Source organism: Streptomyces sp. NPDC037013 (genome assembly GCF_055607265.1).
In genome coordinates this window covers 84,250-99,775 of sequence record NZ_JBVJRV010000004.1, presented here as the reverse complement: position 1 = coordinate 99,775, position 15,526 = coordinate 84,250, and the positions used below count along the sequence as shown (strand labels likewise).

At 70.7% G+C, this 15,526-nt stretch carries 11 protein-coding genes and 1 pseudogene; 3 read left to right on the top strand and 9 right to left on the bottom strand.

The window, feature by feature from the left end; translation table 11 throughout:
- Positions 1-18 precede the first annotated feature (18 nt).
- The gene (locus tag ACZ7DY_RS14995; RefSeq protein ID WP_471134821.1) at positions 19-705 is read left to right on the top strand and encodes an HAD family hydrolase; all 687 of its coding nucleotides are present in this window, start codon (positions 19-21) and stop codon (positions 703-705) included.
- A gap of 7 nt (positions 706-712) precedes the next feature.
- Here ACZ7DY_RS14995 and aspA read toward each other — a convergent pair whose 3' ends face one another.
- A complete protein-coding gene (gene aspA / locus ACZ7DY_RS14990) occupies positions 713-2,122 on the bottom strand; it encodes an aspartate ammonia-lyase (protein ID WP_471134820.1) in 1,410 nt (469 codons plus the stop codon).
- Between the two features lie 70 nt (positions 2,123-2,192).
- Positions 2,193-3,218 carry an asparaginase gene (locus tag ACZ7DY_RS14985; protein WP_471134818.1) on the bottom strand — a complete coding sequence of 342 codons (1,026 nt, stop codon included), beginning with the start codon at positions 3,216-3,218 and terminating at the stop codon, positions 2,193-2,195.
- 141 nt (positions 3,219-3,359) lie between these two features.
- On the opposite strand from ACZ7DY_RS14985, the gene ACZ7DY_RS14980 reads away from it, so the two are divergent.
- Both ACZ7DY_RS14980 and ACZ7DY_RS14975 read left to right on the top strand, forming a co-directional pair.
- A complete protein-coding gene (locus tag ACZ7DY_RS14980; protein ID WP_471134816.1) occupies positions 3,360-3,815 on the top strand; it encodes an Lrp/AsnC family transcriptional regulator in 456 nt (151 codons plus the stop codon).
- Between the two features lie 140 nt (positions 3,816-3,955).
- Entirely contained in the window at positions 3,956-5,002 is a 1,047-nt protein-coding gene (locus ACZ7DY_RS14975; protein ID WP_471136655.1) for a chitinase, read from the top strand.
- Here the strand turns inward: ACZ7DY_RS14975 and pulA are convergent.
- The 7 genes and pseudogenes from pulA to ACZ7DY_RS14940 form a co-directional block, all read right to left on the bottom strand.
- Positions 4,992-7,712, bottom strand: a complete 2,721-nt coding sequence (gene pulA, locus ACZ7DY_RS14970; protein ID WP_471134814.1) for a pullulanase-type alpha-1,6-glucosidase — start codon at positions 7,710-7,712, stop codon at positions 4,992-4,994. The two genes, ACZ7DY_RS14975 and pulA, sit on opposite strands and share 11 nt — an antisense overlap.
- Positions 7,713-7,803: 91 nt before the next feature.
- A pseudogene (locus ACZ7DY_RS14965) lies at positions 7,804-9,198 on the bottom strand (alpha-amylase); the annotation flags it as partial.
- A gap of 76 nt (positions 9,199-9,274) precedes the next feature.
- A complete protein-coding gene (locus ACZ7DY_RS14960) occupies positions 9,275-10,360 on the bottom strand; it encodes a LacI family DNA-binding transcriptional regulator (protein ID WP_471134812.1) in 1,086 nt (361 codons plus the stop codon).
- Entirely contained in the window at positions 10,348-11,997 is a 1,650-nt protein-coding gene (locus ACZ7DY_RS14955; protein WP_471134809.1) for a glycoside hydrolase family 13 protein, read from the bottom strand. The genes ACZ7DY_RS14960 and ACZ7DY_RS14955 overlap by 13 nt, the downstream gene beginning before the upstream one ends.
- 105 nt (positions 11,998-12,102) lie before the next feature.
- The gene (locus ACZ7DY_RS14950) at positions 12,103-12,975 is read right to left on the bottom strand and encodes a sugar ABC transporter permease (RefSeq protein WP_471134806.1); all 873 of its coding nucleotides are present in this window, start codon (positions 12,973-12,975) and stop codon (positions 12,103-12,105) included.
- The gene (locus ACZ7DY_RS14945; RefSeq protein ID WP_471134804.1) at positions 12,972-13,982 is read right to left on the bottom strand and encodes a carbohydrate ABC transporter permease; all 1,011 of its coding nucleotides are present in this window, start codon (positions 13,980-13,982) and stop codon (positions 12,972-12,974) included. The genes ACZ7DY_RS14950 and ACZ7DY_RS14945 overlap by 4 nt, the downstream gene beginning before the upstream one ends.
- Before the next feature lie 20 nt (positions 13,983-14,002).
- Positions 14,003-15,277 (bottom strand): extracellular solute-binding protein, encoded by a 1,275-nt coding sequence (locus ACZ7DY_RS14940; RefSeq protein WP_471134801.1) that lies wholly within the window; start codon positions 15,275-15,277, stop codon positions 14,003-14,005.
- Between the last annotated feature and the right edge of the window lie 249 nt (positions 15,278-15,526).

Sequence of the window (15,526 nt, the reverse complement as noted above, 5' to 3'; positions counted from 1 at the left end):
TTTGGCATGCTGGAGGTCATGAGCACCTTCGGCAGGACCGCCGTCGTCCTCGACCTCGACGGCACCCTCGTGGACAGCGAACCCAACTACTACGAGGCCTCGCGGGCCCTGCTCGCGGAGTTCACGGGCCGGGATTACACCTGGGCCGACAACGAACAGTACGTCGGCATCAGCTCCCACGAGACGCTGGCGCTGTGGCGCGAGGAGTACGGGATCGAGGCGTCGGTGGCCGAGCTCCTCGCCGATCTCGACCGCCGCTATCTGGCGCTCGCCCGGGCCGGCACCCACGTCTACCCGGAGATGCGCAAGCTGGTCGAGCGGCTGCACGACGCGGGCGTGCCGATGGCCGTGGCCTCCGGTTCGTCACGCGCGGCCATCGAGGCGATCCTGGCGGGCACGGGCCTGGACGCCCAGCTGACCTCGTTCGTCTCCGCCGAGGAGGTCCCGCGCGGCAAGCCCGCGCCGGACGTCTTCCTCGCGGCGGCCGCACTGCTCGGCGTGGAGCCGGCGCGGTGCGTGGTCTTCGAGGACGCGGCGCCGGGCGCGCTGGCGGCGCACGCGGCGGGTATGCGCTGTATTGCCATCCCCTACGTCGCCGCGCACGCGGACGATCCGGCGTTCGCCGCCGCGGAGCTGCTGTTCCGGGGCGGCCACGACGAGTTCACGGCCCAGGCGGCCCTTGACCGGATCCTGCCTGCGGGCTGAGGCGCGCTCAGGCCGCCCCGGCCACCCGCTCGGGCGTGAGCAGTTCCGCGAGCCGCTCCGGGGGCAACAGCCCCTTCTCCAGGACGAGTTCGGCCACGCCGCGGCCCGTGGCGAGGGCCTCGCGGGCGATCTCCGTCGCCGCGGTGTAGCCGATGTGCGGGTTGAGCGCGGTGACCAGGCCGATGGAGGTCTCCACCGAGTGGCGCAGCACCTCCGTGTTGGCGGTGATGCCCGTCACGCAGCGCTCGGCGAGCGTCATGCAGGCCGCGCGCAGCGAGGTGATGCTCTTGGCGAGGGAGTGCAGGATGACCGGTTCGAAGGCGTTCAGCTGGAGCTGGCCCGCCTCGGCGGCCATGGTGATGGTGACGTCGTTGCCGATCACCTCGAAGGCGACCTGGTTGACGACCTCCGGGATGACCGGGTTGACCTTGCCGGGCATGATGCTCGAACCGGCCTGTACGGGCGGCAGGTTGATCTCGTTGAGCCCCGCGCGCGGGCCGGACGAGAGCAGGCGCAGGTCGTTGCAGCTCTTGGAGAGCTTGACCGCGATCCGCTTCAGGACGCCGGAGAGGTGCACGAAGGCACCGCAGTCCTGGGTGGCCTCGACGAGGTTGGCGGCGGTCACCAGCGGCATGCCGGTGATCCCGGCGAGGTGGCGGCGGGCCGTCTCGGCGTATCCGGCGGGGGCGTTGAGGCCGGTGCCGATGGCGGTGGCGCCGAGGTTGATCTCGTGGATCAGCTCGACGGCTTCGGCGAGCCGCATGCGGTCCTCGTCGAGCATCACGGCGTACGCGGAGAACTCCTGGCCGAGCGTCATCGGCACCGCGTCCTGGAGCTGGGTGCGCCCCATCTTCAGGACGTCGCGGAACTCGAGGGCCTTGGCGGCGAAGGCGTCCTGCACCACCGACATCGCGCGCAGCAGTCCGTGCACCGCGCTGATCGTCGCGATCTTCACGGCGGTCGGGTAGACGTCGTTGGTGGACTGGCTGAGGTTGACGTCCTCGTTGGGGTGCAGGTGTTCGTACGCGCCCTTGGGGTGCCCGAGGAGTTCGAGCGCGCGGTTGGCGACGACCTCGTTGGCGTTCATGTTGGTGGAGGTGCCGGCGCCGCCCTGGATGACGTCGACGACGAACTGGTCGTGCAGCCGTCCCGCGCGGATCTCCTCGCAGGCGGCGGCGATGGCGTCGGCCTTGACCTTCGGGAGCAGCCCGAGCTCCTCGTTGGCGCGGGCGGCGGCCTGCTTGACGGCGGCGAGCGCGTCGATCAGCTGCGGGTAGACGGAGATCGGGATGCCCGTGATGGGGAAGTTCTCCGTGGCACGCAGGGAGTGGATGCCCCAGTAGGCGTCGGCGGGGACGTCTCGGTCGCCGAGCAGATCGTGCTCGCGGCGGACGGCGCTGGTGGTCGCGGCAGTCATGGGTGGTTCTTCTTCCGGGGCAGTGCTGGTGGGAGGGGGCGGCGGAGGCCTGACGGAGGGGGTCGGCGGGCTAGGCGGCCCGGTCCGTGGCGGGGGCGGCCGGTCCGGCGACGATGCGGCGCAGGGCGGCGGTGCGCTCGGCCGGGTCGCTCGCGGAGAGCAGGGCGGCGAGGAGCGCGGTGCGGGCCTGGCCGGCGCGCAGGGTGCCGGTGAGGACGGCGCCTGCCGCCGAGAGGTCGACGGCTCCGCCGTGCGTGTAGATCTCGGTGACGGGGCCGGCCGGGACCCGGGTGGTGAGGGCGACGACGACGCCGCGCTCGATGGCGGCGGTGGTGGCGGCGACGAACTCGGGGGTCGCGTTGCCCGCGCCGGTGGCGACGAGCACGATGCCCTCGGCGCCGGCCTCGACCGCCGTCTCCAGGAAGAGCGGGTCGGCGTCGACGTGGTGCATGACCATGTCGATGCGCGGCAGGGAGCCGGTGGAGACGGCCGCGGGCAGCGGCAGCGGCTCGGGGCGCGCCGGGCGGTGCAGGATCGACACCTTGCCGAAGCCGACCTTGCCGACGGGCGGCCCCGAGGGGTCGGCGAAGGCGTCGGCGGCGAGGGTCTGGGTCTTCACGGTGCCGCGCGCGGCGTGCACCTTGCCGTCGAAGACGACCAGGACGCCGAGGTCGCGCACGGTCGCGGCGGTCAGCAGCGCGTCGTAGAGGTTGCCGGGGCCGTCGCCGTCCTCGGCGCCGAGGGGCTTCTGGGCCCCGGTGAAGACGACCGGGCGGGGGTCGTCGTGGTGCAGGTCGAGCAGGAACGCGGACTCCTCGAGGGTGTCCGTGCCGTGGGTGACGACGATGCCGTCGACGCCCGGGTCGGCCAGCACCTCGCGGACGGTGCGCAGGAGGGTGACCTGCTGGGCGGAGGTCAGGCGGGGGCTGTTCACGTTGAACAGGTCGATGACCTCGGAGGCTATGCCGTGGGGTATGGAGGCCGTGGCGAGCACCTCACGGCCGGGGGCGTCGGCGGCGAAGCCGGTCCCCTGCCAGCGGCTGGCGATCGTTCCGCCGGTGCTGATGACGACGACCCGTCGCGCCTGTGCTTCCACGTCTGCGTACCTCCCAGGGATCCCGAGGACCATCAGCCCCCTGAGTGGTGGGCAGCCTCGGCGCAAGGATAGGTCGAACATGACGCAATGTGTTTGCCGAGATCGGGCGATCATGCAATATACGTGGTGGATAATTGCGCCATGGACCACATCGATCGCAATATCTTGCGCGAGCTGCAGAATGACGGCCGGCTGACCAACCAGGAGCTGGCCGCGCGGGTCGGCCTCAGCCCTTCGCCCTGCATGCGGCGGGTGCGCCAGCTGGAGCTCGACGGCGTGATCCGCGGATATCGCGCGGTGGTCGACGCGGACGCCGTCGGCCGGGGGTTCGAGGTGCTCGTCTCCATCGAGGTGCGGCGCGACCGCGAGACCGTCGAGGCGTTCGAGGCCGCCCTCCAGGAGATTCCGGACGTCATCGAGGCGTACCGCCTCTTCGGGAGCCCCGGCTGTCTGCTGCGGATCGCGGTCGCCGACCTCGCCGCGTACGAACGCCTCTGGATCGAGCGGCTCACCGCGCTGGCCGGCGTCACCGAGGTCAATTCCCAGATCATCATGAAGCGGATCAAGGAACCGCGGGGGCTCCCGGTGGGCGACTGACACCGGGTCCAGCACCCAGGCGGCGACCGCCAACTCCGGTTTGGTACAGACCTATTGACGGCTGGTCTGGTCCAGCCTAGGTTGACGCACCGCACCAGACACGTCTCCAGGTCCCCTCCGCACCCAGGGAGCACAGCGTGATCGGTCGGACGTTACGCCTGCTGGGATCCGCCCTGGCACTGGCCTGTGCCGCACAACTGCCGGCCGTCGCCACGGCGGCCCCCGCCGCCCCCGACACCTGCGCGGTCAAGGCGAAACCCGCGGGCAAGGTGCTCCAGGGGTACTGGGAGAACTGGGACGGCGCGTCCAACGGCGTGCACCCGCCCTTCGGCTGGACCCCGATCACCGACCCACGGATGCGCCAGCACGGCTACAACGTGATCAACGCGGCGTTCCCCGTCATCCGCTCCGATGGCACCGTCCTGTGGGAGGACGGGATGGACGCCACCGTGAAGGTGGCGACCCCGGCCGAGATGTGCCAGGCCAAGGCGGACGGCGCCACCATCCTCATGTCCATCGGCGGCGCGGCGGCCGGCATCGACCTGAGCTCCAGCAAGGTCGCCGACCGCTTCGTCGAGACGATCGTGCCGATCCTGAAGAAGTACAACTTCGACGGCATCGACATCGACATCGAGACCGGCCTGGTGGGCAGCGGCAACATCAACCAGCTCTCCCCCTCGCAGTCCAACCTCATCCGCATCATCGACGGCGTGCTCGCCAAGATGCCCGCCGGCTTCGGCCTGACGATGGCCCCCGAGACGGCGTACGTCACGGGCGGCAGCGTGACCTACGGCTCGATCTGGGGCGCCTACCTGCCGATCGTCAAGAAGTACGCGGACAACGGCCGCCTGTGGTGGCTCAACATGCAGTACTACAACGGCAGCATGTACGGCTGCTCGGGCGACTCCTACTCCGCGGGCACCGTCCAGGGCTTCACCGTCCAGACCGACTGCCTCAACAAGGGTCTGGTCATCCAGGGCACCACCATCAAGGTCCCCTACGACAAGCAGGTCCCCGGCCTGCCCGCCCAGCCGGGCGCCGGGGGCGGATACATGTCCCCGAGCCTGGTCGCCCAGGCCTGGAACCACTACGGCGGCGCCCTCAAGGGCCTGATGACCTGGTCCATCAACTGGGACGGGTCGAAGGGCTGGACCTTCGGGGACAACTTCAACCGGCTCACCCGGTAGGGGCGAAGACCGCGACCGTCCGAGCCGGCACGGTGAAGGTCCCCGAACTCCGTTCGTACGAGGATGACTTGACCGTCCGGTCGGCGCCGGTGGACTGCACCGGATGCAGGGCGTACGGGTCGCCCTCGACCGCGGCGACGCGCTGGCTCTGCCGGTGCGGGCTCGCGTTGAGGACGACCACGAGGCGGCCCAGCTTCATGGTGATGACGCCGGGCGTCTCCGCCCCGGTGCCGGAGAGCGGGAAGGAGAGCGCCGACTGGACCTGGCCGGCCGTGGCCAGGGAGAAGACGGGCTCGGCGCTGCGGATCCTCAGCAGGTCCCGGTGGGCGGCCGAGGCGCCCTCGATCTCCGCGCAGCCCGGGGTCAGAGCCGTCGAAGACGCCAACAGGGGCTTGGCGTAAGGCCACTTGTCCTTGTTGTCGGCGGCCGGGGGCAGCCCGCGTCCGAAGCCGTTGCCGGCCCGGCAGTTCCAGTGGATGGCGTTGAACCAGTCGCCGCTGTCGAAGGAGTTCCGGTCGAGGGACTTCGAACGCAGCAGGTCGGACCCGGCCTGGGAGAGCGCCGGGCCCTGGGAGAGCGTGGCGGTGGCCATGGCGAGGACCTGCATACGGGCGCGGTCGGCCACCGTCGTGCCCTCGGGCAGCTTGAAGGCGAGCGCGTCGTAGAGCGATTCGTTGTCGTGCGCGTCGGCGTAGGAGAGCGCGTCGCCGGGGGCCGCCGCGTACCCGGCCGGAGCGCCGTTGTAGTCGACGTCCGCCCCGCTGACCTTGCGCCCTGCCGAGTCCGTGAAGGTGAAGCCGGCGAGATTGCCGCTCAGGCCGACCTTGATCAGGTCCTGGTAGTGCAGGAGCCGGGCCTTCTGCTCGGCCGGGGTGCCGTTCGCCTTCGAGGAGTTGGGGTCGGTGTACAAGCCGCTGGCGAACCCCTGCACGCCCGGGTCCGCGTCGAAGGGCCCGCCGCCGCGCAGCGCGTCACGGGAGCGGTCGGAGAAGGTCGCGACGCCGGTGCCCGCCATGTTCTTCTGGGTGGCCTGGACGAAGCGGGCGTCGTCGGCGACCTCGCCGAAGTTCCACCCCTCGCCGTACAGGACGATGCTCTTGCCGTCGACGCCGTCCTCCGCCTCGGTCAGGGCGTCGAGGGCCTTGCGGACGGCCAGGATGTTCGCCTTGGGGTGGTGGCCCATCAGGTCGAAGCGGAAGCCGTCGACCTTGTACTCCTTGGCCCAGGTGACGATCGAGTCGACGACGAGCCTGCCCATCATGGCGTTCTCGGGGGCCGTGTTGGCACAGCACGTGGAGGTGGCGACCGTGCCGTCGGCCTCCAGCCGCTGGTAGTAGCCGGGCACGATTCTGTCGAGTACGGACCTGTCGGCCTGACCGCTCGCGACGGTGTGGTTGTAGACGACGTCCATGACCGTACGCAGTCCCGCGCCGTTCAGGCCCTGCACCATCCTGCGGAACTCGACCGTGCGGCGTGGGCCGTCGGGGTCGCTCGCGTACGAGCCCTCGGGGACGGTGTAGTGCAGCGGGTCGTAGCCCCAGTTGTACGCGTCCTTCGCCGCGCTCCTGGAGACGCAGGCCTGCTGTTCGTCGGAGTCGGGGGTGTAGGAGGGCAGGTCGCAGTCGGGGGTTGTGCGGTCGGCGGGGCGTTCGGGGATGGTGCCGATGTCGAAGGCCGGCAGCAGGTGCACGTAGGACGTGCCGGAACGGGCGAGGCGGCGCAGGTGGCGCATGCCGTCGGAGTTCTTGTCGGTGAACGCCAGGTACTCGCCGGGGTGGGACGACGTGGGGTCCGCGGCGGAGAAGTCGCGGATGTGCAGCTCCTGGATCTGCGCGTCGCGCAGCGGAGTCGCCTTCGGTTTGCGGAGTGTGGACCAGCCCTTCGGGGCCAGTGCGGGGTCGTCGAGGTCGACGGCGAGGCTGCGGCGGGAGTCGGCGGTGAGGGCGGTGGAGTACGGGTCGGTCACCTCGTTGGTGACGACCTTCCGCACGCTCGGCGCCCACACCCGTACGACGTACCGGTAGGCCTTGCCCCGCCAGCTGCTGGGCCCGGTCGCCGACCACACCCCGGAGGCGTGGTCCCGGCGCATCGGGACCTTGTGGCCGCCGATGTCGAGCAGGACGCGTTGCGCGGTGGGCGCCCAGACCGCCAGGGAGGTGCGGCCGCGCGCGAACCGGGGGCCGAGGGGCGCCTTGATGGCGGCGGCGCCGTACAGGTCGTCGAGGACGCCTTGGGTCTGGACGCCGGTGGCGGCGCGCAGGGTGCCGTCGGCGGACCGGCCGGTGGCGACGAGCTGGCCGGTGAGGGCCGCGCGGACCCGGTCGCGGTCCCGGCGGTCGACGGTGAACGCGGCGTACTTCTTCAGGTGCGGGTACGCGGCCTTCTGCGCTTCGGTGAGGCCGCCGTCGACGCGGGTGAGGCGCAGCAGCCGGGCGGTGCCGCGTACGTCGCCGTCCTCGATCGCGAGTCCGCCGTGAGGCGCGTACAGGAGCTCGTGGACGGTGCCCTCAGCGGTGTCCCAGACGAGGGTGGACCGGTCGATCCACTGGGCCCTGGACTTCGACAGGTCCAGGGCGTCGGCCGGTTCGGCCGCGGTGGACGAGGCCGGCGGGGCGAGCGGTACGGCCGTCGCCGTCGCGGTCAGGGGCACGGTGGCGGCGAGCAGGGCGAGGGCCACGGTCACGGCGGTGCGGCGCGGGGAGCCGGTCACGGAGGTTTCTCCTTGCGGGGTGGGAGGGGGTGCGGCCGCCCGGCTGCGGGGACACGGATGGGCCGGGCGGCCGGTCTGGGGGGCCCGGTCAGCAGCCCTTGGCCCCGACGCGCAGCGCGAGAGCGGTGTTCGGGGCGACGGACGCGGTGAACCTGCCGGAGCCGTCCACGCCGACCCTGCGGCCGCTCTGCACGTCGCAGTAGGTCCCCGCGGGCAGGGACGTCCGGAAGGTGCGGTTGAGGGTGGAGCCCTCGTGGTTGATGACGACGTACGCCTTGTCGCCGCGGCCGAAGGCGATGGCGTCGTTGCCGTTGTCCCACCAGTCGGTGACGGGCGCGCGGCCCGCCGTGTTGCGGAACTTGACCATGGCGCGGATCTCCGGCCAGGCGTGCTGGCACTTCCAGCCGTCGCTGTAACAGGCCTTCACCTGGCCGCCGTTGGGCGGACCGGCGTCCGCGTCACTGAACTCGTATCCGGAGTGGACGTCCGGTGCCCCGTAGGGCCAGGCCAGCATGAAGACGTGCGCGAGGGTGTAGTCGGCGCCGTCCTTGTAGGAGAGGGTCTGGCCGTGGCGTTCGGTGTCGTGGTTGGTGACGAGGACCGCCGCCGAGCCGCTCGGCAGGTAGCCCCAGCCCTCGCCGTAGTTCTTCAGGTAGGCGAGCTTCTCGTCCTTGAAGACCCGCTTCAGGTCCCAGGCGTAGCGGAACTCCTGCGCGTCGCCGGTCGCGGTGTACTCGTCCGGGGAGACGGCCTCGCCCGCCCCGTACAGCGTCTCCTGCTTCCAGTAGACGCCCGGGTCGGTCAGCCGTGACCTGATGTTCTTCAGGTCCTCCACGGGGATGTGCTTGGCCGCGTCGATGCGGAAGCCGTCGACGCCCAGCGAGAGGAGGTCGTTCAGGTACCGGGCGATCCGGCCGCGCACGTACTCCTCGCCGGTGTCCAGGTCGGCGAGGCCGCCCAGTTCGCAGTGCTGGACGTTCCAGCGGTCCCGGTAGTCGGTGATGTCGGCCTTGCAGTCGTCCATGTCGGCCGCCGAGTACGTGCCCGGGTAGTCGTACTTGGAGAAGACCGAGCCCGCGGAGCCGGTGCCGGAGCCGCTGGTCATGTGGTTGATGACCGCGTCGGTGACGACCTTCACCCCGGCGGAGTGGCAGGTGTCCACCATGTTCTTGAAGGCCGCGCGGTCGCCGAGCCGGCTGCTGATCTTGTAGCTGACGGGCTGGTACGCGGTCCACCAGGGGGTGCCCTGGATTCGTTCCTGTGGCGGCGACACCTGCACGTATCCGTAGCCGTCCGGGCCCAGCCGGTCGGTGCAGGCCCTCGCCACCGACGAGAAGTTCCACTCGAAGAGGACGGCGGTGACGTCCTTGACGCCGGGCGGGGCGGCCTGGGCGCCCGGGGCGGCGGCGACGCCGCCCGCGACACCCGCCAGCAGGGCGAGCGCGGTCGCGACGGATCTGCGGTGCCTGGTGGTTCGGCCTGTCATGGGGGGACCTCCCGACGTTGAAGGCTCTTGCAGCAAGTCATCGAAACTCGTTGCGAGTTGGACCGTATGGCGGCCTTTACGTCGGGTCAACCCTCTGGACACACCCCGGACAACACGCCGTGGATCCCCGTACGACCAGCTCCGGCTGGAAGACGAACTCCGTGCGCTGTACCGGGTTTCCGTCGATCTCCTCCAGGAGCGCGCCCACCGCGGCGGCCGCCATCGCGTGCACGGGCTGGCGCACCGTGGTCAGCGGCGGGTCCGTGAAGGCGATGAGCTGGGAGTCGTCGAAGCCGACCACGGAGACGTCGCCGGGCACGCTGAGGCCGCGCTCGCGCACCGTCCTGACGGCGCCGAGCGCCATCAGGTCGCTGCCGCAGACCATCGCCGTGCAGCCCTGGTCGAGCAGGGCGCCGGCCGCGGCCTGTCCGCCCTCCACGCTGAACAGGGTGCGCTGCACCAGCTGTTCGGCCTCCTCCCGTGCCAGGCCGAGCATGCCGTGCAGCGCCGACGCGAACCCTTCCGCCTTGCGCAGCGAAGGGACGTACCGGGTCGGGCCGATCGCCAGGCCGATCCGCTCGTGCCCGAGGTCGACGAGGTGACGCACCGCCATCCGCACGGCCGCGCGGTCGTCGGGCGAGACGAAGGAGACCGGGATGGCCTCGTTGTAGCCGTTGACGAGGACGAACGGCACCTTGCGGTGGACCAGTTCGCGGTAGCGCGCGGTGTCGGCGGTCAGGTCGGCGTGCAGCCCCGAGAGGAAGATGATGCCGCTGACCCCGCGGTCCTCCAACTGCTCGACCAGCTCGTCCTCGGTGGCGCCGCCCGGCATCTGCGTGCAGAGCATCGGGGTGTAGCCGTGCCCGGCGAGGAGCTGCTCGATGGCCTGCGCGAAGGCGGGGAAGATCGGGTTGGTCAGCTCGGGGATGACCAGGCCGACCAGCCCGGCGCTGCGCCGCTTCAGCCGTACCGGACGCTCGTAGCCGAGGACGTCGAGAGCGGCGAGGACCCGGCGTCTGGTGCCCGCAGCGACGCCCGCCTTGCCGTTGAGCACCCGGCTCGCGGTGGCCTCGCTGACGCCGGCCTGGGCCGCGATGTCCAGGAGCCGCGGGCCGCCCCGGTGGGCGTCCCGCGGCACCGGGGCGTACGTCACACCGCCCACCACACGGTGGTGTCGGCGGGCAGCAGCACGGCTCCGTCGACGACCTCCGTCCCGGCGGAGGCGAGCAGGACGCGGCCGGGCGCCGGGATCCGGACCGCCCTCGCCGTGGTGTTCACGGTGCAGACGAAGCCGTCGCGGGCGAAGGCGAGCACGCCGTCGGGCGCGTCGAGCCACTCGACGGCCTCCCCCTCGCCGAGCCCCGGCTCCGTGCGGCGCACGGCGAGGGCGCTGCGGTACAGCTCCAGGGTCGAGCCGGGGTCGCCGGTCTGTGCCTGCACGCTGAGCTTGCCCCAGCCGTCCGGCTGCGGGAGCCAGCTGCCGCCCGTGCCGAAGCCGTACGACGATCCGTCCGTGGTCCACGGGATGGGCACCCGGCACCCGTCCCGGAAGCCGTCCTGGCCGTCGGCGCGGTGGAAGGACGGGTCCTGGCGCGCCTCGTCGGGCAGGTCGGTGACGTCGGGCAGGCCGAGTTCCTCGCCCTGGTACAGGTAGGCGGAGCCGGGCAGGGCCAGCATGAGCAGGGTCGCGGCGCGGGCACGGCGCAGGCCGAGCTCGCGGTCGCCCGCGGTGCGCAGCTGGGTGCCGAGTCCCGGCGGGTTGGCGAGGCGGGTGGCGTGCCGGGTCACGTCGTGGTTGGAGAGGACCCAGGTGGCGGGCGCGCCCACGGGCCGCATCGCGTCCAGGGAGGCGTCGATGACCTCGCGCAGCTCCGCGGCGTCCCACGAGGTGCCGAGGTACTGGAAGTTGAAGGCCTGGTGCATCTCGTCGGGCCGCACGTAGTGGGCCGAGCGTTCGATGGTCGGCGTCCACGCCTCGGCGACCAGGATGCGGTCGCCCGCGTACTCCTCGAGGACCCGCCGCCAGCTGCGGTAGATCTCGTGGACGCCGTCCTGGTCGAAGAAGGGCATGACGTCGTTGCCGAGCAGCTTGAGCTGGTCGCCGCTGCCGATGTCGGGCAGGCCGGCCGCCTTGACCAGGCCGTGCGCGACGTCGACCCGGAATCCGTCGACGCCCATGTCGAGCCAGAACCGCAGGATGGAGCGGAACTCGTCCCGGACTGCGGGGTGTTCCCAGTTGAGGTCGGGCTGCTCGGGCGCGAAGAGGTGGAGGTACCACTCGCCGTCGGGGACGCGCGTCCAGGCGGGCCCGCCGAAGATGGACTCCCAGTCGTTGGGCGGGAGTTCGCCGTCGGCGCCCTTGCCGGGGCGGAAGTGGTAGCGCTCGCGCAGCGGGGAGCCGGGCCCCTCACGGAGCGCGCGCCGGAACCAGTCGTGGCGGTCCGACGAGTGGTTGGGCACCAGGTCCACGATGATGCGCAGGCCCAGTCCGTGGGCGTCACGGATGACCGCGTCGGCGTCGAGGAGGGTGCCGAACATGGGGTCGATGGCCCGGTAGTCGGCGACGTCGTAGCCGGCGTCGGCCTGCGGCGAGGCGTAGAACGGGCTGAGCCAGACGGCGTCGACGCCGAGGTCCCTGAGGTACGGCAGCCGGCTGCGGATGCCCGCCAGGTCGCCCATGCCGTCGCCGTTGCCGTCGGCGAAGCTGCGCGGGTACACCTGGTAGATCACCGCGCCGCGCCACCAGTCCGTGTGCGTCTCGGTGGTGGGGGCGGCAGGGGCAGCGAGGTGCTGGGTCATGTCTTCCCTGGGGATCGAGTGTGGTGGGGGTGGCGCCGGACGGTGTCGGTCCGGCGCCGCCGGCAGGGCGTGCGCGCCGCGGCGGTCACGGGGTGCCGGGACGCCTCAGGACTTGGTCGCGCCCGCGGTCAGGCCCGAGACGAGGTGGCGCTGGGCGAAGCCGAAGATGACGGCGGCGGGCACCGCGACGATCACGGCGGATGCGGTCAGCGAGCCCCAGTCGCTGGTGTACTGGTTGACGAAGGTCTGCAGGCCGCCCGCGAGCGTGAGGTTCTCCTCGCCGGTCATGAAGGCGGAGGCGTAGGCGACCTCGGCCCAGCCGGTGATGAAGCTGTAGAACCCGGTGACGGCGAGCCCCGGCTTGGCGAGCGGCACGATGAGCCGCCAGAAGGTGCCGAACGGGTTGAGTCCGTCCACCCGCCCGGCCTCGTCGATCTCGACCGGGATGGTGTCGAAGTACCCCTTCATCATCCAGGCGCAGAACGGCACGGCGATCGTCAGATAGGTGACGACGAGGCCGACGGGCTGGTTGAGCAGGCCGAGGCTCGCCAGCAGGTTGTACAGGGGCACGATGAGGACCGCGACCGGGAACATCTGGGTGATCAGGAGCAGCCACATCAGCGGTCGCATGCCGGGGAACTTGAACCGGCTCACCGCGTAGCCGGTCGTCGCCGAGATGAAGACGCCGATGATTGTGGTCAGGCCCACCACGACCAGGGAGTTCAGGAGCCAGTTGGGGAACTCCGTGTCGTACAGGACGTGTTCGTAGTTGCCGAGGGTGAAGTCCTTGACCAGGTCGGTGGAGAAGGCCTCGCTCTCCGGCTTGAACGAGGTGACCAGGAGCCACAGCGGCGGGCCCACGGCGATGGCGCTCGCCAGCAGCAGCGTCAGGTGCAGCCCCAGGGAGGCGAGCGGCCCGCGCTCGCCGCGCGGCCGCGTCCTCCGCTTGGATTCCTCGGCTTCGGTCGGGGTGGTCACCACACTTCTCCCTGCTTGCGGAGCGCGCGGCGGTAGGCCACCGCGATGATCGACAGGAGGGCGAGGATGAGCACGCCCCAGGCCGCGGAGCCCGCGAAGTCGCGGGGGCTGACGACGAACGAGAGCCGGTAGGCGTACGTCACCAGGATCTCGGTGGCGTCACCCGGACCGCCCCTGGTCAGCAGGAAGATGACGGGGAACATGTTGAAGGTCCAGATGCCGCTGATCAGGATCACCGTGCTCGCGACGGTGCGCAGCCCCGGCAGGGTGATGTGGCAAAACCGCTGCCAGGCGTTGGCGCCGTCCATCTCGGCGGCCTCGTACAGCTCGCCGGGGATGGACTGCAGGCCGCCGAGCATGGCCACCAGCATGAACGGCACACCGAGCCATACGTTGACGGTGATCACCGAGATCTTCGCCCACATCGGGTCGTTGAGCCACGGGACGGCGTCGATGCCGCCGCCTTCGAGGATCTTGTTGAGGATGCCCTTCTTCTCGTTGAAGAGCAGCCGCCAGGTGAAGACGGAGACGAAGGCGGGCACCGCCCAGGGCAGGATCAGCGCCATCCGGTAGAAGGAGCGGCCCGCGAACCGGCGGTTGAGCATGGTGGCGAGGACGAGGCCGAGCGCGAAGGAGAGCGCGACGCAGGAGACGGTCCACACCACGGTCCAGGTGAGCCGGTCCCAGAAGACGCCGTCCGAAAGGATCGACCGGTAGTTGTCGAGGCCCACGGACTTGTAGGTGGCCGGGATGTCGTTGACGCCGATGTGCCGTTCGACGTTCGCCTCGTTGGCGTCGGTCGTCGACAGGTAGACGCCGCGCACCAGCGGATAGCCGACGATCACGCCGATCACGATCACCACGGGGGCGACCATGGCCCACGCGTACCAGTGGGTGGCCAGCGTCCTGCGCAGCCGTCCCGGGTTCTTGGCGGGCCGGCGGCCGCGGCCGCGGATGCTCCTGGCATCCGCGGCCTTCGCCACCGACTGGCCGGTCTCGACAGCCATGGGGCGGTCGGCCCTCCCTCTTACTTGTAGTCCTTGAGGAGCTTGCGGTAGGCGTCGCCGATGGCCTCGGCGCCCTTCTCGGGCGAGGACTTGCCGCTGAGCACCTTCTCCATCTGCAGCCGGATCGGCTCGAAGAGCGCGTTGGCCTCGGGGATCCACGGCCGCTGCACGGACTTGGCGACGGCGGGCTTGAAGAACTGCACCATCTGGTTGTCCTTGACGGACTTCACGTCGTAGACGGAGGTGCGGGTCGGCAGCAGGCTCAGCTGTTCGGTGGTCTGCTGCTGCACCTTGGCGGAGCTCATGTACCTGATGAACTCGTAGGCCGCGTCGAGGTTGCCGGACCCGGCGTACGCGGCGAGGTTCCAGCCGCCCTGCGGGGCGCCCTGGCGGACGCTGCCGGCGGGGGCCGGGGCGACGCCGAGGTTGCCCTTGTCGGACGCGAACTGCTTGCCCTTCAGGGCGCCTTCGATGGACCAGGGCCCGTCGAGCGCCATCGCGACGTCGCCGTCCTTGAAGGCGTTGAGCTGGTTGTTGTAGCCGTCGCTCGCGTCGGTGACGGCAGCCTTGGAGTCGACCAGGTCCTTCATCACCGAGAACGCCTTGGCGCCCTCGGGGTCGTCGACGGTGACCTTCTTCTTCTTGGTGTCCAGGAGGTCGCCGCCCTCTCCGTAGAGGTACGGGAGGTAGTAGTACGGGTCGTCGCCGCGCAGGTACAGGCCGGTCTTGCCGGTCTTCGAACTGATCTTCTTCGCGGCGGACTTCACCTCGTCGAAGGTCTTCGGCACCTCGACGCCGGCCTTCTGGAGCATCTTCTTGTTGTAGAAGAGCGCGAGGGTGTCGATGGTCTGGGGCGCCGCGTAGGTCTTGCCCTTGAACTTCGTGCTCGCCGCGGCCTGCGGGAGGTAGTCGTCCGCCTTGTCGAGCGCGACGGTGCCGTCGAGCGGGGCGAGGTAGCCGAGCGAGGCGAAGTCCTGGGTCCAGGCGACCTCGGTGCGCATCACGTCCGGTGCGCCGGAGTTGCCGCCCGCGGCGTTCTTGAACTTGGCGTTGGCCTCACCGAACGGGACGTTCACGTATTTGACGTCGACGTCCGGGTGCAGCTTCTCGAACCCCTCGGCGATCTTCTTGTACGCGCCCTTCTCGGCGTCGTTCGAGGTGTCCCAGAAGGTGACGGTGCCGGAGAGCTTCCCCGAGCCCTTCTTGCCACCGCTGCCCCCGTCGTCGCCCCCGCACGCTGCCGCCGTCAGGGCCAGGGCCGCGATCAGCCCGGTGGCCGCTATGCCACGCCGCATGTGAACTCCTTCAACTGATCCCGGAATCACGGGGAGACGGAGAGGTGCCTCCTGCTGGCCGCTCTCGACGCGGCGCCGGGTTGCCAGGAACGTAACAGCGTCGGAATCTTGCCGAAAGAGCTTGCGGTAAATTTCTGCAAGCACCGGCGATCGTTACATCTGCGTGTCCTTACCGTTGCCGCACCCGCGCTTGACACCGCCGTGGGCTGCGGATCTTTGGACACCTGCGCGGCGTGGGGGCGGGACCGG